Below are 23,230 nucleotides of genomic sequence, written 5' to 3'. Positions count from 1 at the left end.
CTCCTGATGCAGTGTCATCGTACTGTTGTCTTACGTGAGTTGGAGGAGTCCGCGGAGCAGATCGCGGCTCTCCTCCGGGCCGGGACTGTCGTCCTGGAGCCGCTCCATGACCCGTTCGTACTGACCGACCTCCTCGCGCTTGTCGAGGTACAGGGCGCTGGTCAGCTGTTCCAGGTAGACGATGTCCGAGAGGTCCGACTCCGGGAAGCGCAGCATGGTGAAGGCGCCGGACTCGCCCGCGTGCCCGCCGAAGCTGAACGGCATCACCTGGAGCGTGACGTTGGGCTGCTCCGAGACGTCGATCAGATGCCTCAACTGGCCCCGCATCACCTCGCGGTCGCCGTACGGACGGCGCAGCGCGGCCTCGTCCAGGACGGCGTGGAAGCGCGGGGCACGCTCGGAGACGAGCACCTTCTGGCGCTCCAGGCGCAGGGCCACGCGGCGGTCGATCTCGGCGCGCGGGGCGTCGGGGATGCCACGGGTGACGACCGCGTGCGCGTACGCCTCGGTCTGCAACAGGCCGTGGACGAACTGGACTTCGTAGATGCGGATGAGGGAGGCGGCGCCCTCGAGGCCGATGTACGTCTGGAACCAGCCGGGCAGCACGTCGCCGTAACTGTGCCACCAGCCCGCGACGTTGGCCTCCCGGGCCAGGCCGAGCAGCGAGTCGCGCTCGCTGTCGTCGGTGACTCCGTACAGCGTGAGAAGGTCCTCGACGTCCCTGGCCTTGAAGCTCACCCTTCCCAACTCCATACGGCTGATCTTTGATTCGGATGCACGGATCGAGTAGCCGGCTGCCTCGCGCGTGATACCGCGCGACTCGCGCAGCCGCCTCAGCTGCGAGCCGAGCAGGATGCGTCGCACCACCGACCCGCTGGACTCCCCTGCGGCTCCTGCGGTCACGTCCCCAACCCTCCCCATCGCCTGTCAGTGCCACGGAGCCCCCGAACCCCGAGCCCCGGATTCTGCCATCAAAACGCTTCAGCCCGTACTCATTCGATTACGGAAATGGGAAGACTTGGGCAAGGGCGCGTCAGGGCGCGAAAGTAGTCCGGGGAAGAAATGAGCAACAAACGGCACGGCTGTGGACAGGTCCGGCGCGTGCACGTGCATCTGCCCTTGCATCAGCCTCACGCATTCGGAACGATGGGGGCCGCGCACCTGCGTACTCGTTCGTGTTGTAGCGCCACAGCCGCGATTGACCGGGAGTGCCTCGCATGGGGACGAATGGATCGACCATGCTCGAACCGTTACGGCAGGGTCTTCCCCCGATCGATCCCGCGTCCGTGTCGAGTTCGGCCTCGTGCGCCCTCCCCCCGCGGTACGAAGCGGTGCGCGGCGCACGGCAGTTCACCCGCGCCACGCTCACCCAGTGGGAACTGTGCGACCGCTTCGACGACGTCGCGCTGGTCGTCTCCGAACTCGTCACCAACGCCCTGCGGCACGCGCTGCCCGGCGGCCCCTCGGAGGCCTGCGAGGGAGCCCGCGCGCCGCAGGAGCCGCCCGTGCGGCTGCACCTGATGCGCTGGACGAGCCGGCTGGTGTGCGCCGTGCGCGACCCCAGCCAGGACAGCCCCGAGGAGCGCGAGGCCTCCGGGGAGGACTTCTCCGCGGAGTCGGGCCGCGGGCTCTTCCTGGTGGACTCCTTCAGCGACGGCTGGGGCTGGCACCCGCTGGCCGGGACCCTGCGCGGCAAGGTCGTGTGGGCGCTGTTCCGACTGGGGCCGGCGGACTGAGCCGGACTGAGCCGGACCGGGCCGGGCCGCGGGGGGCTGGACGGATGGCGCTGATGGCCGGACCGATGCCCGGACTGATGGCGGAACGGACAACGGGACGGACGGCGGAGGGGAACCGCCCGGAGCGCGAGGCGCCCGGGCGGTCAGCCGTCCACGAGGTGGTCGAACTCCCCGTCCTTGACGCCGAGGAGCAGCGCTTCTATCTCGGCGGGCGTGTAGACCAGGGCGGGCCCGTCGGGGAAGCGCGAATTGCGCACCGCGACGCTCCCACCGGGCAGCTTGGCGAACTCCACGCACGAACCTTGGGAGTTGCTGTGCCTGCTCTTCTGCCAGACGACCCCGTGAAGCTCCGTGGCCGCCATGCCGTTGTACACGTGGTGCACAAGACGCTCCCCGAGTTGCATGGTGCAGGTGTCAACTGTCCCGGATCATAGCTGTGTTCACATGCGGCTGCATGAGCAGATGCACGTGCACGCGGGGTGCCGGAACGATTACGCGCCCCCCGTGCGCCCATCCCGTCCGTCGTGGGCGCCGTTCGCCGTAGATGTCGCCCGTCATGCGTGGTGACCGGTGGCGCCTGTCGTCCCGTCCGAGGCACCTGTCGCCGCGTCTGCCGGGTCGCCCGTCGCCACACCTGTCGCCACGTCTGTCGCGTCTGTCGTCGCGTTTGTAGGAGACGCACGCGGGCCCGTTCCGGATCCCTCGCGGGCCAAGATTCCCGGAAGCGCTTCCAGCGCGCTGTCACACCGTACGGGCCGTGCTCTCCGGGCGCGCCCGCGGGGCCTCGTCCGCCAGCGCCCCGGTCAGCTCCTCCAGGGTGTCCAGGAGCATTCCCGCGCCCTTGCGCACCACCGGGTCCGGGGCGTCCGCCACCTCCCACCGCTCCAGCGCCCCGCGCACCCCGTCCCAGCTCGGCACCCGGCGCTCGCGCACCGCCCGGGCCGCCTCCTCGGTGGCGGTGCGCAGGGCCTCGGCGAAGGCCGCCGCCGCCGGGACGGGCGTGGCGCCACGGTCCGGCAGATGGGCCTCCAGGAGCATCGCCACCCGCCCGAGCTGGGCCAGCGACCGCGCGGCGTCATCGGCCTTGGCCCGGGACAGGCCGCGGTGGCGGACCGGCTCGTGGGTGGCCTTGGTCAGGGCGTCCTGCCAGGCGACGCGCGCGTCCCGGGCGGCCAGCAGGGCCTCGCGGACGTCGGGGCAGGAGGCGCCGCCGGGGTGGGCGTAGTGGTCGACGACCGCCGCCGCGTACCGGCCGTCGGCGCTCAGCCAGTCGGCCAGCCGGTTGCGCAGCCGGGGCGTCTCCCAGGCCGGGTAGAGGGCGTAGCCGAGCATGGCGAGCAGGCCGCCCAGCAGGGTGAGCACGACCCGGTCGGGGACGGTCTGGTTCCACTGCAGGCCGCCCATACCGAGCAGGAACACGACGTACGCGGAGACGCAGACGTTGGACGCCGCGTACCCCGTGCGCATCACCAGGTACATCCCGAAGGCGCAGACCACGGCCAGCCCGGCCGACAGGTACGTGTCCGGGCGGGCCGCCTCCACGATCCCCGTCGCCAGCGCCACTCCGACCAGGGTGCCTCCGAAGCGCGCCACCGAGCGGGAGTACGTCTGCGAGAAGTCCGGGCGCATGATCATGACCGCGGCCATCGGGCACCAGTAGCCGTGCCCGAACGGCAGGGCCGTCCCCAGCAGGTAGCCCACCGCCGCCACCGCGGTCACCCGCACCGCGTGCCGCCGCACCGGCCCGTCCCTGCGCAGCTCCTTGGCCATCGCCCGCACCACCAGCGGGGCGAGCCGCACCAGGGTCGGGCGGGAGCGGGCCTCGGCCGGTGCGGCGTTCTCGCTCGGGCCCGCCGTCTCCACGACGTCGTCGAGCAGCGAGACCAGCCGCACCGCGGCCCGGCGCGGCGGCCCGGAGAGGATCGCGCCGGTGTCCGGGGTGCGCAGGGCGGCCAGCGCCGGGGCCGGGATCACCACCTCGCCGCCGGTGCGGATGGCGCGGGCGGCGGCGTCCAGGACGGTGCCCGCGGCGGCCAGGAGCTCGCGGACCCGGTCGCGCTCGGGGCCCTCCGCGGACGCGCCGACCGCGGGGTCGGCGAGCGAGGCCAGCACCGGGCGGATGCGCTCGGCCAGGCCCCGGGCGCCGTGCAGCTCGCCGGGCCGGCGGCGGGCCTGGCGCGGGGTGACGGCGGCCGCGCTGCGGGCCGTCATCAGCGGTACGGGGTCGAAGGGCGCCACCGGGTCGTGGCGCAGCCTCCGCGCGTAGTCCGCCTCGGCGGCCAGGGCGTCGGCGAGCGCGTCGCGCTGCGCGCCCCAGCGGCGTACCGGGAACAGCACGATCAGCGCGGCCTGCACCAGACCGCCGAACGCGATCATCGCGGCGTGCCCCGCGGCCTCCGCGACCGAGCTGGGCAGCGTCACGGTCACCAGCATGATCGCCACGTTGGAGGAGGCGATGATCCCGGCGGTCGGCCCCGCGGCCCAGGCCGCCCCGGCCAGGAACGTCCACAGACAGAGCAGCGCCAGGAACGCCGTGTGGTGGGCCAGGGTGCCGCCGGTCCCGGTGAGGTAGCCCAGGAAGGTGGAGGCGGCGAGGCTGCCGCCGGAGATCAGGGCGAGCACCGGCCGGGGCCGCCAGCTGCGCTGGAAGGTCGCGATGGCGGCCTGGAAGGCTCCGAAGGCCGAGCTCGCCGCGGTGGCGGCGTCGAAGAGGGCCAGCGAGAGGCCGATGACCAGGGCCAGCCCCACGGCACCGCGCAACGCGATCAGCGGTTCCAGGCGCCTCCGCTCGATCCGGAGCCCACTGCGGGCGGTGTCCTTCAGGGCCCGGAGCCAGGTCATGGGGAGAGCTTAGCGGGAGGTAGGGGGTTATTGGGGCTTAGAGGGCGTACGGGACGGAAAGGGGCGAGCGGGGGCGGAGCTGGGTGGGGGTGACCGTGGGGGCCCGGCCCCGTACGCGCACCCCCACCCAGCTCCGCCCACGCACCTCACCCTCCCCGCCCGGAATCAGCCGACCTCAGGAAGTCGGCGGCAGGCTCCCCCGGCCCTTCCCCGCGCCCCCGGCACCCCCTCCGATGCGGGCGCCCTCGGCCGCCGCCGTACCGTCCTGCCAGCCGGCCAGGTCGCTGACGCCGCGCACCCGGGTGCTCGTGGTGTGCGGGAACATCTGCTCCGTACGCCCGCTGACCGCCACGTCCCGGGAGGCCAGCACCGGCAACAGGTCGGCGTCGTCCGGAGTGGCCTCGCGCGCGGCGGCGGCGAGCCGGTCGCCGATCCGGGACGCGTACGCCATCAGGAAGGACTGCCGGAACGTCTTGGTCCGCTTGCGCCCACCCTTCCGCGCACCCGCCTCCGCCCTGGTCATCGCCGCGGTGCCCTGGACGAGCAGCGAGGTGTAGAGCAGCTCGACCACCTCCAGGTCCGGCTCGAAGCCGACGACGGTGGAGAAGCCGAGGCCCTCGTTCCACACCGCGCGGCAGTGGTTCGCCGAGGCGACGGCATCGAGCAGGATCGCCTTGGTCGTCTCGTACGGAGCGTCCACACCGATCCGCACGGCCGCGGGCGCGTCCGGGTGGTGGGTACGCGCCGCGAGCAGCGCCTCGTCGACGGAGTGCCGGGCCATCAACTCCTGCGCCTTGGCCGTCAACGCCTCGGCTTCCTCCGGATAGTTGGTCGCCTCCGCCTTGGCGAGCAGGGCCCGGATCCGACTGAGCATGCGCGGCTCGCCGTGCACGGGGGCGGCGGTGAGAGGCGCACCCGGCACCGGCCCGACGGGTTCGAGGGCGGGAAGCCGGGCGAGCAGCCGGAGGAGTTCGAGGACGGCAGTGGCGTACGAGAACCGGTCCGCCGCGTACACCTCCCGGGGCAACGCGTCGAGCTGCCCGACCCAGCGAGGCGGCAGCACCTTGTACGTGCCGGTCTGCCGGACGATCGCCGCGGCCACGAGCAGCACATGGTGCTCGTCGAGGTCGCGCCGGACCAGCCGCACGACATCGGCGGGCTGCCACCCGCGCTCCCAGGCCCTACGCACGAACTCGTCCACGCGCAGCGCGAGTTCACCATCGGACCCGGGATCGGCGGCGAGCAGGGAGGCCCCCGTGTCGAGACCACCGTCACCGTCGACGTGCAGGGCGGCGGCAAGGGCTCGGGCGGTGACGGAGTCGGCGGACATGGGGCCTCAGTGATCGATGGTTGGCGGTCGTCGGCTGATCGTCGTCGTTGATCAGCGGTCGCCGTTGATCAGTGGCTGTCGCTGATCAACGGCTGTCGCTGATCAGTGGTCATTGCTCCCAGGATGGTCGCAAGCAACGGACGGATACACGAATCGAAGGCACACCCACCCCCTCACACCGGCCGGGCCACCCGTCCGCCGCCCTCCCCCACCGGTAGCTTTGTCGCGCCCTCGCCCGGCACACGCCGACCGACCGGCACGCCCCTCGGTGCTGCCAGCCCCTCACTCATCCACAGCCTGTGGACAAGATTCGGGCACCAGATCCGCACTCCTCCCCTCTCCCCTCTTCCCCCTCCCCTCTCATCCCTCTGCCCCCTCCCGCCTCACCGCCAATGTCAGACCCCCCTGTCACACTCCCCCCTATGCCCCAGAAATGGCTCCTGACCAGCACCGAGGACGGTGGCAGGGGCGCCCACCTGGTCCCCCTCGCGGACGACGGAACCCCCGCCGGTCCGGTGCTGACCGAGCCCGACCTCGTCGAGGCCGTACGGTCACGGCCCGAGGTGACCCGCTGGGTCTGGCGCTCCACCACCGACCCCGCCGTCTACCCCCGCCTCCTCTCCGCCGGGGTCCCCGTCGAGCGGTGCTACGACATCGAGACCGCCGAACTCCTCCTCCTCGGCCACGAGGGCCGCCTCGGCGAACCCCGCTCCGCCACCGCCGCCTGGGCCCGTCTGCGCAACCTCCCCGTACCGCCCGACCCGCCCCCGCGCACCGCCGAACGCGGCGCCCAGGACTCCCTCTTCGAACCGGCCCCCAGCGCCGTCCCCGTGCAGGGCCTCCTGGAGGTGTACGCCGACCAGCAGCGGCGACACGACGACGCCGAGCACCCGGGACGGATGCGCCTGCTCACCGCGGCCGAGTCGGCGGGGATGCTGGTGGCCGCCGAGATGAACCGGTCCGGCATCCCCTGGCGCGCCGACGTCCACCGCGAGGTCCTGCACGAGTTGCTCGGCGAGCGGTACGCCGGAGGCGGGGAGCCCCGCCGCCTCGCCGAACTCGCCGACCAGATCTCCACCGCCTTCGGCCGCCGCGTCCGCCCCGATCTGCCCGCCGACGTGATCAAGGCCTTCGCCCAGGCCGGGATCAGGATCCGCTCCACCCGCCGCTGGGAGCTGGCGGAGCTGGACCACCCGGCGGTCGAGCCTCTCATCGCGTACAAGAAGCTGTACCGGATCTGGACCGCCCACGGCTGGAGCTGGCTCCAGGACTGGGTGCGCGACGGGCGCTTCCGCCCGGAGTTCACCCCTGGCGGCACCGTCACCGGCCGCTGGACCACCAACGGCGGCGGGGCCCTGCAGATCCCCAAGGTCATCCGCCGCGCCGTCGTCGCCGACCCGGGCTGGCGACTGGTCGTCGCGGACGCCGACCAGATGGAGCCGCGCGTCCTCGCCGCCATCTCCCGCGACCCCGGCCTGATGGAGGTCGCGGGCCACCCCGACGACCTGTACACCCGCCTGTCGGCCCGGGCCTTCTCCGGCGACCGCGACCAGGCCAAGCTGGCCCTGCTCGGCGCGATCTACGGCCAGACCAGCGGCGACGGCCTGAAGAACCTGGCCGACCTGCGCCGCCGATTCCCCCGGGCGGTCGCCTATGTCGACGACGCCGCGAAGGCTGGCGAAGAGGGCCGTCTCGTACGGACCTGGCTGGGCCGCACCAGCCCCCGCGCCGCCGGCTCCACGGAGGACGACGAGGCAGGCATCCCCCAGGAGTCCCCCGACCCGACCGCCACCTTCTCCAACGACGGCTCCGCTTCCGGTCACAACTCCGGCTCCGGCTCCGAGGAGTACGGCTTCACCCCCGGTTACGCCTCGTCCAACTCCCGTGCCCGGGGCCGCTTCACCCGCAACTTCGTCGTCCAGGGCAGCGCCGCCGACTGGGCCCTGCTGATGCTGGCGGCCCTGCGCCAGTCGATCCGTACCGCCGGAATGCGGGCGGAGCTGGTGTTCTTCCAGCACGACGAGGTGATGGTGCACTGCCCCGCGGAGGAGGCGGAGGCGGTGACGGCGGCGATCCGCGACGCCGGGGACCTGGCCGGGCGGATCGCCTTTGGAGAGACCCCGGTGAGGTTCCCGTTCACCACGGCCGCGGTGGAGCGCTACTCGGACGCCAAGTAGGCGCCCCACCACGGTCCCGAGTGCCCCTACTTGACCTTGCGCCAGTCGGGGCTGGTGGCTATGCCCCTCATCTGCTCGATGCTCAGAGCGGGCTCGCTCCGGGTCGCGGTGCCGTCCTGCTTGACGGCGTTGAAGGCGGAGAGGACCACCCGGAAGCCGTTGGGCCGCATGGTGTCGACCGTCCACCACACCACGCCCTTGCCGCCCTTCTCACCGGGCCGCTTCAGGACGCGCACCTTGGTGCCGTCGGACAGCTTCGTGTAGGTCCCCGGCGGGAAGAGGTCACCCTCAGCGCCCCGCATGTCCGGCTGGACGTTGACCTCGACCAAGCTGCCGCCCTTGCCGTCGTTGACGACCAGGTACCCGTACTCGCCCTCGCCGCCGGCCTTGTTCACCTTCAGTGCCGTCGGCAGCAGGGACCGCAGTACGTCCTGCACACCCTTCCCGGCGGTCGCCGCGCTCTTGTCCTGCGCGGCCGCGCTGCCGTCCGTCACCGTGGGCAGCTTCTTCAGCAGCGGACGCCAGTCGGGAGTCCGGGCGAGTGCCTCCAACTGCACGTCCGTGAAGGGCGGGTTGAGCCGACTGACCGGCTCGCCCTTCTCGGCGGGCGCGTTGTACTCGTTCACGTCGACGAGCAAGCCGTCCCGGGTGAGGAGCACGGCGCGCCAGTCCTTGGTCTCCTCCCGCTTGTCCGGGTAGACGTACCCCTTGAACACCATCAGCCGGGAGCCGTCGGGCAGCGCCCGGCTGCGGCAGTCGTCATAGGGGACGTCGTCCCAGGACGGGCAGGTCACCTGGTCGAGGCCGCCCTCACCGGTGTCCGACGCCCGGTAGAGCCCGACGGAGACGGCAGCCTTCCCCTTCCCGTCGTCGTACACCCCGAGGGCGCTCTGCGCCTTCTCGTTCAGACCGGAGAAGGTCCACTTCCCCTTGGGCGTGTGCCGCTTCATCACCTGTGCGATGTCACCGGCCCGCAGGTCCTTGGACGCGACGGCCGCCTGCCCGCTGGCCGCCGGAGAGGCGGCGAGCGGCTGCTCACCACCCACCAGCCCGCCGGCGAAGGCGGCGCCTCCGCCTATCAGGGCGAGCGCGAGCACGCTGCCACTCACGGCACCGGCCCGCCGACGCGCCTCCCGCCGCCGGCCCCGGACGAGCCCGCCTTCCACCAGGGCCCGCCGGTCACCGGGCGCGAACTCCTCACCACTGCGCCTCAGCGCGTCACCAAGCTGCTCTTCGAACGACACGGAACCCCACCCTCTCTGCACTCTCATGATTGCCATCGACGGCCAGTACGGGCACAGCGGACTCGGCAAGCCCCACGGGATCCGTAGACGCAGCAAGCCCCACGGGCTCCGCAAACGCGCTGGGCTCCACGCACTCGGCGGACCCCGCAAAAGCAGTGAGCTCCACGCACTCGGAAGGCCACGCGAGCGCCACCACCTCGGTGGCCCGCACGGGCTCAACACCCCACGAACGCAACGACGCTGCCCCCCAACCGCTCCCGTAGCCGGGCGAGGGCACGCACCGACCGGGTGCGCACGGCAGCGGAGCTGACGCGCATGACCTCGGCGGTCTCCTCGATACTGCGGTCCTCCCAATAGCGCAGGACGACCACGGCCCGGTCCTTGGGCGGTAGTTCGGCAAGGGCGTCGAGCAGGGCGACCCGCAGCGCGGGGTCCCCTCTCACGTCCGCGGCGATGTCCGGCACGTCCCCCAGGGGACGCTCGGTTGCCGACCGTCTGCGTCTCTGGCTGAGGAAGGTGCGTACGAGCACGGTCTGGGCGTACGCCGCTGGATTGTCCAGCCTCGCGACGCGTCCCCACACCGCATACATCCGCCCGAGCGTCTCCTGCACCAGATCCTCGGCGGAATGTGTATCGCCGCTGGTCAGTAGACACGCGGAACGGTACAGATGACCCGTACGCCCCGAAGCGAACTCCAAGAACTCCTCTGCGCGCGACCGCTTCATCGATGAGCCTCCCCCGACCCGATTTCGCCGTCTCACTTTCTTGACGCGATGAACCGGTGGGGATGTTTCACACCTGTTGGCGAGATGTTGATGGGACCTGATTGGATCAGGTCATCGGGTCCGGTCCGCCGGCGCTCGGCGCGCAACGCCGCACTCGGGGGAGTGGGCCGCCGTGGCCGGACCCGATAAACCAGCCCGCCGCGGCCTCACCCGCGCCCGGCGCCGCCCCCGAACACCAGGGCCTCCTGCCGCACGTACGCCTCGCACTGCGTCCGGTCCACCCGCGCCCCGAGCCGCTCCCGCTCCGCCTCCCCGGCACGCCGCGCCAGCCAGGCGACCGTCCACGGCTCCAGCTCCCACCCCCCGCTCTCCGCGAACCCGGCCGCATCCCCCAGCGGCTCGCACACCGCCCGCATGGCGGCGGCCAGTTCGCGCACGGTGCCGGCCGGGTCGAACCCGTACCGCACCGCCAGGTCCTCGCACCGGGCCATCCCCGACACGCTCACCCCGAACCCGCGCACGGACCGGAAGTACGCCTGCACGTACCCGGCGAGCGCCAGCGACCGCCGCTCCCCCACCGGCCCCCCGCCCACGGACAACGAGGTCAGCAGCACGCTGAGCCGCATCGCGTCGTCATGTATGGCCCGCTGCGCGAGCACCTGCTCGACGGGCTTGAGGGTGGCGGTGGCGGTCGCACCACCAGCGGCGGCGGTCGCGGAAGAGAAGCTCTGGAACAGTCCCATGCCCCCACCCTGCCCGCCGCACCTCAACATCGAATAAACGCCGAAGTCCGCCCCGTATAGCCCCGGGTCACGTCACACGAAGGTGGATCACCCAAGCGACTGGCACCCCCACCACCCCGAAACCCCGCACGTCACCGCACAGTTCACCGGACACACCTGCCTCCAGAGAGAGTCCGATGACCAAGACCACAAGACTCGCCACAGTGCTCACCACAGCCGCGGCCCTCGCCCTCTTACCCCTCACGCCGGCCCACGCCACAGCGATCGGCTCGACCCCGGTGACGACGTTCGACTACCAAGTCGGCGGTGCGACAGTGCGGATCCCGACTGGGTGCGTGTTCACCCACCTCGTACGCGGCGGCGGACGGCGCATCACCTACCAGAACGCCGGCGTCGACTGCGGCTTCGTCGGCGCGCTCAGCAGCGGATTCTGCAACTGGCGCATCGACTTCACCTACGCGGACATGGACAACCACGTCTACCGCAGGTCGCGCGGCAGCACGCACGCCGCGTGCAAGATCGATCCCATGCGCAACAACTCACCGCAGCGCCTCCCCCACTACGGCAAGGCGTGCGCGCATCTGCACGTCAACGGTGTACGACGGGTCAGCCAGTGCCACCACATCACGAAGTGAGCGCTCCCTTGCCCCCCGAGGACCCCACCGCACAAGCCCGCTTCCGCCACTCCGGCATCGCCGCCTTCGCAGGCGGTGCGGCCGCGACGCTGATCTTCATCGCCTTCTTCCCGGGCCTGCCCCACGTCATCGACACCGGATCGATCCTCATGTCACTGGCCGTCGGCACCCTGTGCCGCTGGGCACACCAGTCCCACCTGACCAAGAAACAGAAGCCTGCCCCCTAGAGCTGTAGAGCTGTAGAGCTGTAGAGCTGTAGAGCACGAGAAGAGCCCAGGCCGGTGATATCTGATTCTGGGCCCCCTCTGAGCTGCCTTCGGGACTCAAACCTGACACCTACGCGTCGGATGCCGCATCGGCTTCGCTCGTGCGGCGCCCGCCCAAGAGGTCATGTGGTCGGCTCCGGCACCGTGACACGGCTCCCTGGGCCTCCAACCGCTCATCGTCCGCTCCGGGAGCCGCTCATGTCGGTAGCGCCAAGCGGAGTGAGCAGCCCGCACGCCGCGAGCACGGTGACGGCCAGCGACATGAACAGAACGAACGCGCCTCCTCCATAGAGGAGTGCGCCTGGCACGTTGTGCTTCTCGGCATATGAGAGGGCGCCTGCCACGCCGCCGAGACACAGTGAACCGAAGAACGCCACGAGTAGCAGCAAGACAGCTACCGCCTGCGGAGAGGCCCTCATGAGCCGATCCCTTCATCTCAGGTGATCGGCCTCGGGAACGCCTCGGCCGACCACCATTCCCACGGTGGTCGAACCGGGCGTGGCGCCGTCTCCGGCGCCGGTTGAGCTGATGATCAGCGAAGAACCTCTGACTGAGAGGCCCGCCCAGGGACCCCCGCCGATTCATCGGAAGCAACTCGGTTACTGGCGTGCGCTTCCGAAACACGCTCAGTCATCTCGCCTGCGACCCTACGCCCCGTCATCCCTTGATCGCCATGGCCCAATAGAGGGAGCGCGGCATCCGTCGGCGCTCGAGCCTGCGGCGGGGAAACCGGTCCCCCGGTGCTACGGCCGGGGCTGCCTTCAGCCCTGCTGACGCTGGTTGTCCAGCAGGTTGAAGGCGCCTATCAGGGTCATGCGCAGGGTCATCCACATGTCCGCGATCCTTGCGTCCGGATCGAGGCTCGTTACACCTCGGGGCGATTGCTTTCGCGGCCCTACCCCAGCGTCTCCGCCCAAGTCCGAGCCGCCCGACGAGCCCGGGCGCCCCGCCTCCGCACGGCCAGGGCATGAAAAAAGCCCAGGTCAGTGTCTATCTGACCTGGGCTCTCTCTGAGCCGCCTTCGGGATTCGAACCCGAGACCTACGCATTACGAGCCCGAGATGGGTCCTGACGAATAGGTCCATCGAGTGCCGCCGCATGGTGGAAACCGCAGGTCAACGCCCTGCGGCGGCGCTTCTCGTGTCAACCCGTGCCAACCGGTTCACAGCAGTTCGGGCACGCATTGGGCACGCATTGGGCACGCAGGAAACGGGGTCTGACCTGCACAAACGATGACCTCGAACGCTCACGCTACACCGAACCCCTGACACACAGAAGGGGCCGCCCGACTCGCGTCGGGCGGCCCCTTCTGCGCTGCTACACCGTGCCCCGCTCGGGGCTCGACGATGGACACTTTGGAGCTCGCTCCTGAACGCCGGCGGTGGGGGGCAGGGCGTTCAGGACCGCCTCAAGAGCGATGGCCCCGGTGTCGGTGATGTGTCTGTCGTCGAGCAGGATGTCGCGCTTATCAGCAGTGGCGCGACCTGCTGCGGGTGCTTTGTCGTCGAGTCGGGTACGGCGGACGCGGTACAAGATGCCCCCCTCGTGGCATGGGCGAGAGCCTGATTCGAACATATGCCCGAGTCAAGGCCCAGTCCACATTAGCGCTCATATCGCCGCAGGTCACGCGCTTACAACCCTCAGTTAGGTTCACCCAGCACCTTGATCGTTGCGTCTTCAAGATCAAGTTTCCTGAGCGCCTCTTTGACCAACGTCAGTTCGTCCGGCCGAGTTCCGGGCTTGTAGGCCACGACGACCGAGACCTCGGGAGTCGACAGGCCGAGGATGTCGTCGGCGGTGAGCCCGACCCACTCGGCCGCCGCCGCGCGCTTGACGTCGACCAGCGGTAGGCCAGTCGCCGCAGCGATGGCGCCGACGATCCATCGGTCGTGCCGATAGCTCTCGCCGTTCTTGATCTTGGCGAGGGTGGTCCACTGGAGCCGCTTACCCGTCTCGGGGTCGACCGCTCGCTCGGCCACGTTCCGCAGGGTCGCGCCACTGACGGCGAGCACCTCGCGAACCATGTCGGTGAAGGGCGTCGAGCTCTCGCCGCCTATGGGGGACACGGGTTCTCATCTCCGTTCTTGTCGCAGAACGCGAACGATCTTATATAAGCAGCCATCGCCCCGGATTGCACACCCCTGAACTGCGTTGACGTGCCGAATCGATCACGCTTACGTTTGTTCTTGTTCGAGAACAGCAACGGACAAACACCCTGTACGGGGTAGGTCCTGCCTGCTGCTGTTCGTGCTCAGGAACACATGGGGGATCTTGTGAGTGTTGTCTTTGCTGGCCCGCCGCCGCGCAGCCGGAACACCAAGCACGCGTTGATCGCGATGGAGCTCGCCGAGCATCGGGGCGAGTGGGCGATCGTGCAGCGGCTCGCCTCGATCGCCCGAGCGTCGTCTGCCGCTCAGGCCATCCGAAGTGGCCGACTGGCCGCGTACCCCGGCGGCGAGTTCGAGGCGGTCGCCCGATCTGTCGTCGAGCAGGGTCGCGTCGAGCACCGGGTTTACGCCCGGTACATCGGCACCGAGCCCGCGGCTTGATCTGCGAATTCTGGGACGGCGCCGCCGGTACCTACTGCCACGCGATCGGTACGCGCCGATACGTCGTCGGCAACCGCTGCCCGCTCCACACACCCGCCGCCCTTGCCGGACGCCCCGAACCGCCCGGTGATCCAAATCCCGTAAGGAGACGTTCCGTTGAGCCTCGCCGCGACGGATTGGGTATGGACCCGGTCCCGCGCCCGAGGCGCCGCTCGTCTGGTCCTGCTCGCGATAGCTGACCGCGCCGGCGCTGACGGTGTCGCCTACGCCGGTACGGCCGCACTCATTCAGCGAACGTGCGCCGCCCGCTCCACCGTCCGGAACGGGGTCGACTCCCTGCTCGCGTCCGGTGAGCTCGCCATCGTCGTTGGCCGGACCGGTCCCGGGGGCGAGACCGTCTATCGTCTCCCGCTCCTCGACGAGCAGGGGGCCGAGAATCGGCCCGGACCGGATTTCGGCCCGGGGCGGGAGTCGGCCCCCGGGGGGCCGGTGAGCAGCCCCGGGGAGGGCCGAGGACCGGCCCCGGGGGGACCGGACACCGGTCCGGGGGAGGGCCGAGGGTCGGCCCCCGGGGGGCCGGTGAGCAGCCCCCAGAACGTACCTACTTACTCACCACCACAAGAGCAGCAGCCGCGCGGAAGCTCGGCCGCTCTGATTCCCGAACTGCGCCCGCTCGACGACGCCCTCGCCGCGGCCTCGATCACCGTCCGGTGGTCGCTCGGCCTCGGGGAGCAGCGCGACGTCAACCGGTTGATGCAGCGGCACGGCGTCGAGGCCCTGGTCGGCCTCGCCGCCCGCCGCACCGTCCCGGGCGAGGCCCCGAAAGCGGCCCGCTACTGGCTCAAGGTCTGGTCCGACCTCGACCGCCCGACGAGCTCAACGCCTCGACAGCAGGCGACGACCGCCGGCTACGCCGACAACTTGGCCGCTGGTCTCGCCCTGCTCAATGCACAGAAGGAGGGCACCCCATGAACGAGCAGCAGATCGCCGCCCTGTTGGCGTTCGCCGGAACGCTCGACTCCCGGGTGCGCCGCGCCCTCGCCGACCCGCAGCAGTCCGCCCGCACCATCGCGGAGTGGACCGCCGCCGTCGCCGACGTCCCGGCCGCCATGTCGGAAGTCGGGTGGGACGCCGCCCGCGCCACCCGCCGGTACTACGAGCAGCAGGGAGGCAACCGCAGCTCGCAGTACCGGCCGATCGAGCCGCACGACCTGCTCGCCGCATGGGGGCCGCTCCGGGCCGAGCTCATGAACCGCCACACCGACCCGGTGCCCAACGTGGACCCCGACAACGTCGCCGCATGGCGCGACGAGCTGCTCGGAACCCGAACCGCTGTTGCCCTCGGCCACGCTGCACCCGCGCAGTACCGCGCCGAGATCAACCCGGCGGGGCAGAAACGTCTCGCTGCTCTCATGTCGGGTGTCGGTGACGGGCGGCGCCGGTACATGCCCGCGCACGTCGCCGCCGAGCTGCGCCCGTTCCGGAAGGCTCGGGCCCATCGCGAGCAGCTCGTCGCCGAGGGCGTCCCGGACCCGCTCGGCGTCAAGTGCCCTTACTGCCTTGCCGCCGTCGACGAGCAATGCCGATCGTCCTTCCGCAACCGGGGCAAGGGGCGCCGACCCCTCTCGGGCGTTCACCCCTCGCGTGTCGACGCGCTGATCGCCGAGTTCGGCGACGAGCAGGCCGACGCCGAGCAGGCGAGGCTCGCCCGGATCATGTGCCAACCGCCGGCACCTCGACGAGATGCCCGCGCCCGCCACACCAGCGGCGGAGGCGAGGCCCGATGATTCCCGCCGCCGCACGGGCAGTGATCACCGCCCACCTGACCGACGAGCTCGGCGTACCACCGCACCGCGCGACCGTCGTCGTTGCCGCCCTCGCCGACCGCCTCGCCATCGATGGATGGCACATGACCGACACGTTCCCCGCGCGACCGGTCGCGCCTCGCGCGCGGGAGACCCCGCGCGCTCGGCGCTCCCTCGCCCGGCTGCTCGGCCGTGCCCGAACGAACGAAGAGAGAACCCCATGAGCCCGGCCCTGCTCGCCCTCGCCGTCGTGCTCGCCCTCGCGCTCGGCGCCTCCCTGGCCTACTCGGTCCGGATCGACGACCGCCTCGACCGTGAACTGCGCCGCCTCGGCCGCCACACCTGCTCGACCACCTGCACCGCCTGCTCGACGACGCGCCGAGCCGAGAACGGAGAGACCCCGTGAACGACAACACCCGTACCCGGTCCCGGCGCGGCCGGACCCTCGCCCGAGAGGGCATCCGAGAGCAGCGGCGCACGGCGCTGCGAGTGCTGCTCGCCCGCGCCGACCGAGGCGCTCTCACCCCGGGGGATGCGAACCAACTCCGCGACCTGGCCGAGGCCGAGATCGCCGAGTGCGAGACGTTCCGCCGGTCGGCGGGCGGACAGCAGACGGCGGCGCTCAAGCTGCGCCACCGGATCGACGCCGCCGAGCAGGCCATGCAAGAGATCGAGGCCGAGCGCGACCAGTACGCCGCCGAGGCCGAGGCCATGCGGCGAGCCGCCGGGGAGGGGAAGCGATGACTTACGCACAGGCTGTGTACGAGACCGCGCGCGCACTGCGGACGATCCGGGGCCGGTGGGGTGACCTGCTGCTCGCGATCGAGACACCGCCGGCGGACCACTGGCCGCCGAGGCAGCTCGCACACACCATGCGCGAGGACGACGAGCAGCTCGTCGAGGACCGGGCGCCGCTCGTGCTGCGCGAGCACCCCGCGCCCCTCAACCTCGCCGCCCTCGACACCGGGCGGGCGGTCGAGCGGCTGATCTTCGATCTCGCCGACACCCTCGCCGCGGCGACGCAACGCACCGAGGCGGGCGACCCCCGCGCATGGTTGGCCGCCGAGCCGAGCGCACCCGACAGCCACCGCGCGGCGGGCAGCAGGCGGCACGGGCTGCATTGGGCGTGCGTGTGGGTCGAGGGCCGTGTGCTCGACGAGGACACCGCGCCCGAGCGCGAGCCCGACGGGGCGCTCGCCGCGCCGCCGTTCGAGGTGCTGCCGCTCTATCTGCTGCACGAAGCGAGGCGTACCGCACGGATCGCCGAGGCTCGCGTGCTGCGCGCTCTCGGCCTCGACCGGCGCGACACTCCCCTGCCCGAGCCGTGCCCGTGGTGTGCGGGCGACCTCACCCTGCACAGCGCCCCCGACGGGCCGCCGAGCGTGACCTGCTCGGGCGGGCGGACATGCGCCGCGCCCGTCCCCCTCGACAGCGGGGAACGGGCGCGGGTGTGGGAGTGGGACGACTTGCCCGAGCTGATCGCAGCGCTCGGGGTGGACATCGCCGCCGCGGCGTAGGCCACGGGACAGCGCGCGGCCCGAGACTCCCCCGGGCCGCGCGCTACTTGCCTTTCGCGATCTGATCGACGCGCCCGGTCGTGAGCCCGTACAGCTCGGCGACCTCGCGCAGCTTCAACCCTCGATCCGTCCGCAACTCGACGGCCGCACCGGTCCGCACTGCCTTGACCCGCTTCACCGCATGGGGCAGCAGGTCGTCAGCGAGTAGCCGCGCCGTGAACTCGCGCTCGACGGGATCGGCGATGCCGTCGAGCAGGGCGAGAGCGGCGTCGAGGTGCTCAGCCATGCGGGCGCGCAGCTCGGCCCGCTGCCGCTCGGCGTCGTCGGTCGTGTTCATGGGAGCAGCGTACGGGTTCAATCAAGATTCTTTTATAGACCCCCTTGAAATATCTCTTCTAGACCCCCTATAAATGGAGTGCGTCACCGGACACCCTCCGGTGATCAAGGCACCGAGAGGGAGCACCCGCCATGGAGCAGCAGACGTTCACCAAGCAGGCCGGCGTCACGTACGCGGTGATCGGTAAGGGCAAGCGCGTGCACTACTCGCCCGGTAACGACGACAGCCTGTGTGGCCGTGCCATCACGGAGTACCTCGACGTCTCCGACGCCGCCGAGCAGTTCGGCAAGGGACACGAACTGTGCGCGCCCTGCCACCGCGCCGCCGAGAAGCGCGCCGAGGCCCGCCGGCTCGCCGCTGCATCCCCCCTCGCCGCCGCGGTTGTCGACCTCGTCGACACCATCGAGCAGGCCGACGCCGAGCAGGCCGCGACTGACGGAACGTGGCGCGGCGAGTGGATCGGCTCACAGGACGATGACGCACTGTTCCCCATCGAGCGCGACACCGAGCAGGGCGCCTTGTTCGCCGACCGCGCCGCGCGGCTCGACGCCCTCGCCGCCACTGTCGCGCAGCAGCACGTCGAGGCCGACAGCCTGCTCGCCGACATCGCCGAGATTCGCACCGCGGTCGACCAGTTCACCGCCGACGTGGCGCAGTTCGGCGCCGAAGTTGACGCCGTGGTCGAGCAGGTCGTCGTCGAGGGCGTCGTCGTCGAGCACGCCGGCACCGCCGAGGGCAGCACCCCGAGCAACGCCTCACACCCCGACGTCGCCGCCGCGCGCGTCCCCCTCACCCGCCTTGCCGCGGCGACCATGACCGATCACCACGACGTGACCGAGCCGACCGAGACCGAGCGCACCGTGCGCGGGTACCTAGTCGACCCGCGGGGGCAGGGCCGCGTCGCCCTGTACTGGCTCGAAGAGGGCCGCATCGTCCGCCGCGACGACAAGGGGTACGGGGCGAGCCTTGACTGCCTCGCGTGGACGATGGAGCGCGCAGGCTGGACCGTCGAGAAGCTGCTGCGTTCCTCGCAGTGCGTGTTCGCCCACCGCCCGACCGAGGACGCCGCGCCCGCCGCGGTCGAGCCGGCCGTCGTCGAGGAGCAGGCCCCGGCCGCCTCGGGTTTCCTGGTCGACCCGTGGACGTGGCTCCGGCACCCGGCAAGCACCCTCACGCCCGCCGCGGCACCGGCCGTCGTCGAGCCGGCCGCGCCCGAGTGCCTGCACCGGATCGCCGTCCGCCCGGACGTCTCCGGCGACCCGATCAAGGCGTGCGACCGCAAGCAGCCCAACCAGGAAGCCGGCGTGTTCAACAACGAGGGCTGTATCGAGGCGTACGACTGCGCCGTGCAGGCCGCGAATCGCGCCGCCGAGTGGAACGCCGAGGACGACGACGCCGACCCCACCGACCCGGCGCACATGTGGGACCTGCTTTGCCCCGACCACCGCGACAACGCGCAGCAGATCGACGAGTGCGACGAGTGCGACGCCGCCGAGCAAGCCGAGGCGGTCGCACAGAGCGCACGTGTCGAGTGAGCGATCAGGGTTGCGCCGTTATGCATTCGTGACCTAGAGTCGGGAGCGCCTCCGGCGTGCCCGGAAACAACCCCCGCTCTCACGCCCCGCCACCATCCCCCCGGTGGCGGGGCGTTCGCACGTCCGGGAGGTGACCCCGTGGCCGACCCGATCACGGACGCCGACCGCGAGGCGGTCCGCCGCCTGCACTCCGAGGGCAAGTCCCGCAACGCCATCGCCCGGACGACCGGGCGCAGTGCCGCCACCGTCTCGAAGATCGCCGCCGACCTCGGCCTCGCGTTCAGCGGCGGGGCACGTGTCGCCGCCGCCACCGAGGCTCGTCGCGCCGACGCCGCCGCACGACGCGAGCAGCTCGCCGACACCGCCCTCGACGGTGCCCTGAATCAGGTTGAGCGGGTCGGCGAGGCCGACTCGGCGCGCGACGCACGCGACTACGCGACGGCCGCCCGCGCGCTGACCGAGGTACACGCCAAGGTCGCCGAGCTCGCCCGCCAGACAGGCACCGGGAGCACCGGGGGCTCGATGCTCGACCGCCTCGCCGACGCCCTGCTCGGGCCTACGGGAGACGACGCCGACGGGGGGTGAGCGCCTCGCCGCCGCCCCTGTCCGACAAGCAAGTTCGCTCGATCCGCGAGGCCACCGCCCGTATCTCCCTGTGGCACGGCAGCGTGCGCTCGGGGAAGACGATCGCGTCGTTGCTGGCCTTCCTGCTCGCCGTGCGCCGCGCGCCGGCGTCCGGACTGATCCTGATCGTGGGGCGCAGTCTCCAGACGATCGAACGGAACTGCCTCGAACCCTTGGCGGACCCGGCCCTGTTCGGGCCCGCCGCGGCGGAGGTGCGCCACACGCGCGGGGCGACGACGGCGGTCATCCTCGGTCGCGTTGTGCACCTTGTGGGCGCGAGCGACGCTCGGGCCGAGGGCAGGCTGCGCGGACTGACCGCCTCGCTCGCCTACTGCGACGAGGTGACCCTGCTCCCCGAGGGCTTCTTTGTTCAGTTGCTCGCCCGACTGTCCGTGCCCGGGGCGCGACTGCTCGGGACGACGAACCCCGACTCGCCGAGACACTGGCTCAAGGTCAACTATCTGGACCGGCAGGCCGAGCTCGACCTCGCGTCGTGGCACTTCCGGCTCGCCGACAACCCGAGCTTGAGCCCGGCGTACGTCGCCGCCCTGGCCGCCGAATACTCGGGCCTGTGGCGGCGTCGGATGATCGACGGCGCATGGGTGATCGCCGAGGGCTCGGTGTTCGACATGTACGACGAGCAGCGCCACGTCGTGACCGAGCTTCCTCCGATGCGCCGGTACTGGACCGGGGTGGACTACGGCACCGTGAACCCGTTCGCGGCATTGCTGCTAGGGCTCGGCGACGACGGGCGCCTGTACGTCACGAGCGAGTGGCGTCACGACTCCCGCGCGAAGCATCGACAGTTGACCGACGCGCAGTACAGCAAGGCGGTTCGCGCGTGGCTCGCCGAGCAGGACGTCGAGGCCGAGTGGACGTTCGTCGACCCCTCGGCGTCGAGCTTCTCCACGCAGTTGTGGGCGGACGGACACCCCGGCGTGACCCGAGCAAAGAACGACGTGCTCGACGGAATCCGCAGTGTGGCGACCGCGCTCGACGCCGGCCTGCTGTTCATCCACGAGTCATGCGAGGGGCTGCTCGCCGAGCTCCCCGAATACGTGTGGTCGGACGAAGCGGCGGCCCGTGGTGAAGACCGGCCGGTGAAGCTGAACGATCACTCGGTCGATGCGCTGCGGTACGTCGTGCACAGCACCGCGCACGAGTGGCGCGGCCTGCTGACGACCGCCGCCTGACCCTCCCCCCGACCCGCCCGGGTCGCCTCGCCGCGCCCCGGGCCCGAACGCCGAGGGGGTGATCGCGTGCCCCCTGCGCTGACCGACCGGTTCCTCGCGAAGATCGTCGACGGCCCTCTCGGCTGCTGGGACTGGAACGGACACGTCAAGCCCAACGGATACGGGCAGTTCAAGGTCGAGGGCCGCCCGCAGTACGCGCACCGGGTGGCCTACACCCTCACGCGCGGGGCGATCCCCGAGGGACTGGTGATCGACCACCTGTGCCGCCGGCGGCACTGCGTGAACCCCGACCACCTCGAAGTGGTCTCCCACCGAACCAACATCCTGCGCGGTGTGAGCCCGGCGGCACGCCGTGCCCGACAGACGCATTGCGCCCGAGGGCACGCGTTCGACCCGGCGACGACCTACATCGCCCCGAACGGCACACGGCACTGCCGCCGCTGCTCGGCGGCGCGCGCACGGACACGACGACGGCGGGGGGTGCACTGTGCCCCTGCCCGATAGCGGCGCCGTTTGGCCGCCGCAGAACCTCGCACGCCACTACGCCGAGATCAAGGTCGACGACGCTTGGTACTCCGGTGATCACGACAAGCTGACCGCCGTCTACCGCGACGCCCCCATTCGCCGCGACGGCCGTCGCCGTCTGTGGGGACGCGACCGACAGCAGCGGCCCGGCATCCGTGAGCAGCGGCTGCACATCCCCCTGCCCGGCGACATCGCCGGCGCCTCGGCCGACCTGCTATTCAGCGAACCGCCCGAGCTCACCGTGACGGACACTGCCACGCAGGGCCGCCTCGATGAACTCGCCGAGTCCGACGGCATCGCGAACACGCTTCTCGAAGCGGCCGAGGTCGCCGCCGCTCTCGGCTCGGTGTACCTGCGCGTCACATGGGATCGGTCCCTTGCCGATCGGCCGCTGCTAACCAGCGTCCACCCCGACGCCGCCGTGCCGGAATTCCGGTGGGGGCACCTCGCCGCCGTGACGTTCTGGCGTGAGCTTGCCTCGACCTCGGCCACCGTGTGGCGACACCTCGAACGGCACGAGTCGGGGCGCATCCTGCACGGTCTCTATCAGGGGTCGGCGGACAACCTCGGCGTACGGGTTCCGCTTACCGAGCACGTCGAGGTCGCCGACCTGGCCGCTTCCCTCGGCCCCGAGGGCGACGCGATCGAGACGGGGATCGAGCAGCTCACCGCCGCCTACTGCCCCAACATCCGGCCCAACCGGAAGAACCGCGGCTCGGTGTTCGGACGCTCGGACTACGCCGCACCGGTCTACGACTTGTTCGACTCACTCGACACGACATGGACGTCATGGATTCGCGACCTGCGGCTCGCCCGCGCGCGGCTGCTCGTGCCCGATGGATACCTGCGCGATCACGGCCCCGGACAGGGATCGTCGTTCGACGAAGATCGCGAAATCTGGCAGCTCTTGAACATCCCGCCGACCGAGGCGGGCGCGAATCAGATCACCCTCTCGCAGTTCGCGATCAGGGTCGACGAGCACGAGCGGACCTCGACGGCGATCACGCGACAGGCCGTACAGAGCGCCGGCTATTCGGTGGCGACGTTCGGCCTCGGTGACCAGAGCGGCGCGGTCACTGCGACCGAGGTCAAGGCGCGCGAGCGTCGGTCCATGACCACGCGCGGAAAGAAGGTGCGTTACTGGTCGCCGCCGGTCGTCGACATGCTGCTCGTGATGCTGCTGCTCGACCGGCAGTTCTTCGCCTCTCGCATCGTGCCCGAGCGGCCGACGGTGGCGTTCGGGGACTCGATCAGCGAGGACGCTTCCTCGCTCGCACAGACACTGTCCCTGCTCCAACAGGCGCAAGCCGTTTCGGTGTTGACCAAGGTTCGGATGCTGCATCCCGAGTGGGACTTGGTCGCCGTGAAGGAAGAGACCGACCGCATCCTCTTGGAGAGCGGCGCCGCCGTCCCCGATCCCATGCAATCCGGGGCGCTGCTGTAGCTCG

Annotated in this window: 24 protein-coding genes; 15 read left to right on the top strand and 9 right to left on the bottom strand. The window is 71.1% G+C overall.

The window, feature by feature from the left end:
• Window positions 1-30: 30 nt before the first annotated feature.
• On the bottom strand, window positions 31-921 hold the full coding sequence (locus ABT160_RS26810; RefSeq protein WP_351650364.1) for a Sco1979 family transcriptional regulator: 891 nt from the start codon (window positions 919-921) through the stop codon (window positions 31-33).
• A 296-nt stretch (window positions 922-1,217) separates the two neighbouring features.
• Here ABT160_RS26810 and ABT160_RS26805 point away from each other — a divergent pair, with 296 nt between their 5' ends.
• On the top strand, window positions 1,218-1,736 hold the full coding sequence (locus tag ABT160_RS26805) for an ATP-binding protein (protein ID WP_351650363.1): 519 nt from the start codon (window positions 1,218-1,220) through the stop codon (window positions 1,734-1,736).
• A 143-nt stretch (window positions 1,737-1,879) separates the two neighbouring features.
• Here ABT160_RS26805 and ABT160_RS26800 read toward each other — a convergent pair whose 3' ends face one another.
• From ABT160_RS26800 to ABT160_RS26790, 3 genes are all read right to left on the bottom strand, one after another.
• Window positions 1,880-2,119 carry a DUF397 domain-containing protein gene (locus ABT160_RS26800; protein WP_351650401.1) on the bottom strand — a complete coding sequence of 80 codons (240 nt, stop codon included), beginning with the start codon at window positions 2,117-2,119 and terminating at the stop codon, window positions 1,880-1,882.
• 358 nt (window positions 2,120-2,477) lie between these two features.
• Window positions 2,478-4,577, bottom strand: a complete 2,100-nt coding sequence (locus ABT160_RS26795; protein ID WP_351650362.1) for an FUSC family protein — start codon at window positions 4,575-4,577, stop codon at window positions 2,478-2,480.
• A 175-nt stretch (window positions 4,578-4,752) separates the two neighbouring features.
• Window positions 4,753-5,907 carry a DUF2786 domain-containing protein gene (locus ABT160_RS26790; protein ID WP_351650361.1) on the bottom strand — a complete coding sequence of 385 codons (1,155 nt, stop codon included), beginning with the start codon at window positions 5,905-5,907 and terminating at the stop codon, window positions 4,753-4,755.
• A gap of 422 nt (window positions 5,908-6,329) precedes the next feature.
• Between ABT160_RS26790 and ABT160_RS26785 the strand changes: the two genes are divergently transcribed.
• A complete protein-coding gene (locus ABT160_RS26785; protein WP_351650360.1) occupies window positions 6,330-8,084 on the top strand; it encodes a bifunctional 3'-5' exonuclease/DNA polymerase in 1,755 nt (584 codons plus the stop codon).
• A gap of 26 nt (window positions 8,085-8,110) precedes the next feature.
• Here ABT160_RS26785 and ABT160_RS26780 read toward each other — a convergent pair whose 3' ends face one another.
• The 3 genes from ABT160_RS26780 to ABT160_RS26770 form a co-directional block, all read right to left on the bottom strand.
• Entirely contained in the window at window positions 8,111-9,328 is a 1,218-nt protein-coding gene (locus ABT160_RS26780; RefSeq protein WP_351650359.1) for a hypothetical protein, read from the bottom strand.
• Between the two features lie 215 nt (window positions 9,329-9,543).
• Window positions 9,544-10,053 (bottom strand): SigE family RNA polymerase sigma factor, encoded by a 510-nt coding sequence (locus tag ABT160_RS26775; RefSeq protein WP_351650358.1) that lies wholly within the window; start codon window positions 10,051-10,053, stop codon window positions 9,544-9,546.
• 206 nt (window positions 10,054-10,259) lie between these two features.
• Window positions 10,260-10,796, bottom strand: coding sequence for a hypothetical protein (locus tag ABT160_RS26770; protein ID WP_351650357.1), 537 nt, complete (start codon window positions 10,794-10,796; stop codon window positions 10,260-10,262).
• Between the two features lie 176 nt (window positions 10,797-10,972).
• On the opposite strand from ABT160_RS26770, the gene ABT160_RS26765 reads away from it, so the two are divergent.
• Window positions 10,973-11,431 (top strand): hypothetical protein, encoded by a 459-nt coding sequence (locus ABT160_RS26765; protein WP_351650356.1) that lies wholly within the window; start codon window positions 10,973-10,975, stop codon window positions 11,429-11,431.
• A gap of 8 nt (window positions 11,432-11,439) precedes the next feature.
• Window positions 11,440-11,658, top strand: a complete 219-nt coding sequence (locus tag ABT160_RS26760; protein WP_351650355.1) for a hypothetical protein — start codon at window positions 11,440-11,442, stop codon at window positions 11,656-11,658.
• Between the two features lie 1,679 nt (window positions 11,659-13,337).
• Here the strand turns inward: ABT160_RS26760 and ABT160_RS26755 are convergent.
• A complete protein-coding gene (locus tag ABT160_RS26755; protein ID WP_351650354.1) occupies window positions 13,338-13,763 on the bottom strand; it encodes a hypothetical protein in 426 nt (141 codons plus the stop codon).
• A 195-nt stretch (window positions 13,764-13,958) separates the two neighbouring features.
• Between ABT160_RS26755 and ABT160_RS26750 the strand changes: the two genes are divergently transcribed.
• The 6 genes from ABT160_RS26750 (at window position 13,959) to ABT160_RS26725 (ending at window position 17,568) form a co-directional block, all read left to right on the top strand.
• The gene (locus ABT160_RS26750; protein ID WP_351650353.1) at window positions 13,959-14,246 is read left to right on the top strand and encodes a hypothetical protein; all 288 of its coding nucleotides are present in this window, start codon (window positions 13,959-13,961) and stop codon (window positions 14,244-14,246) included.
• A 579-nt stretch (window positions 14,247-14,825) separates the two neighbouring features.
• Window positions 14,826-15,218 (top strand): hypothetical protein, encoded by a 393-nt coding sequence (locus ABT160_RS26745; protein WP_351650352.1) that lies wholly within the window; start codon window positions 14,826-14,828, stop codon window positions 15,216-15,218.
• On the top strand, window positions 15,215-16,033 hold the full coding sequence (locus tag ABT160_RS26740) for a zinc finger domain-containing protein (RefSeq protein ID WP_351650351.1): 819 nt from the start codon (window positions 15,215-15,217) through the stop codon (window positions 16,031-16,033). Before ABT160_RS26745 ends, ABT160_RS26740 begins: the two co-directional genes overlap by 4 nt.
• A gap of 238 nt (window positions 16,034-16,271) precedes the next feature.
• Entirely contained in the window at window positions 16,272-16,457 is a 186-nt protein-coding gene (locus ABT160_RS26735) for a hypothetical protein (RefSeq protein WP_351650350.1), read from the top strand.
• Window positions 16,454-16,795 carry a hypothetical protein gene (locus ABT160_RS26730; RefSeq protein WP_351650349.1) on the top strand — a complete coding sequence of 114 codons (342 nt, stop codon included), beginning with the start codon at window positions 16,454-16,456 and terminating at the stop codon, window positions 16,793-16,795. The genes ABT160_RS26735 and ABT160_RS26730 overlap by 4 nt, the downstream gene beginning before the upstream one ends.
• Window positions 16,792-17,568, top strand: a complete 777-nt coding sequence (locus tag ABT160_RS26725) for a hypothetical protein (protein ID WP_351650348.1) — start codon at window positions 16,792-16,794, stop codon at window positions 17,566-17,568. Before ABT160_RS26730 ends, ABT160_RS26725 begins: the two co-directional genes overlap by 4 nt.
• Before the next feature lie 43 nt (window positions 17,569-17,611).
• On the opposite strand, the gene ABT160_RS26720 is transcribed toward ABT160_RS26725, so the two are convergent.
• Window positions 17,612-17,905 (bottom strand): hypothetical protein, encoded by a 294-nt coding sequence (locus ABT160_RS26720; RefSeq protein ID WP_351650347.1) that lies wholly within the window; start codon window positions 17,903-17,905, stop codon window positions 17,612-17,614.
• A gap of 131 nt (window positions 17,906-18,036) precedes the next feature.
• Here ABT160_RS26720 and ABT160_RS26715 point away from each other — a divergent pair, with 131 nt between their 5' ends.
• The 5 genes from ABT160_RS26715 to ABT160_RS26695 all read left to right on the top strand — a co-directional run bounded on the left by ABT160_RS26715 (window position 18,037) and on the right by ABT160_RS26695 (window position 23,226).
• Entirely contained in the window at window positions 18,037-19,440 is a 1,404-nt protein-coding gene (locus tag ABT160_RS26715; protein WP_351650346.1) for a hypothetical protein, read from the top strand.
• A 138-nt stretch (window positions 19,441-19,578) separates the two neighbouring features.
• A complete protein-coding gene (locus ABT160_RS26710; RefSeq protein ID WP_351650345.1) occupies window positions 19,579-20,025 on the top strand; it encodes a helix-turn-helix domain-containing protein in 447 nt (148 codons plus the stop codon).
• Window positions 20,022-21,257: a PBSX family phage terminase large subunit gene (locus ABT160_RS26705; protein ID WP_351650344.1), complete on the top strand. Its 1,236-nt coding sequence runs from the start codon at window positions 20,022-20,024 to the stop codon at window positions 21,255-21,257. The genes ABT160_RS26710 and ABT160_RS26705 overlap by 4 nt, the downstream gene beginning before the upstream one ends.
• A 66-nt stretch (window positions 21,258-21,323) precedes the next feature.
• Complete coding sequence (locus tag ABT160_RS26700) at window positions 21,324-21,761, top strand: HNH endonuclease signature motif containing protein (protein ID WP_351650343.1); 438 nt, start codon at window positions 21,324-21,326, stop codon at window positions 21,759-21,761.
• On the top strand, window positions 21,745-23,226 hold the full coding sequence (locus tag ABT160_RS26695) for a phage portal protein (RefSeq protein WP_351650342.1): 1,482 nt from the start codon (window positions 21,745-21,747) through the stop codon (window positions 23,224-23,226). The genes ABT160_RS26700 and ABT160_RS26695 overlap by 17 nt, the downstream gene beginning before the upstream one ends.
• Window positions 23,227-23,230: the final 4 nt, after the last annotated feature.

Source organism: Streptomyces sp. NPDC001941, assembly GCF_040296945.1.
Lineage (GTDB): Bacteria > Actinomycetota > Actinomycetes > Streptomycetales > Streptomycetaceae > Streptomyces.
This window is presented reverse-complemented; position numbering and strand designations above follow the sequence as displayed.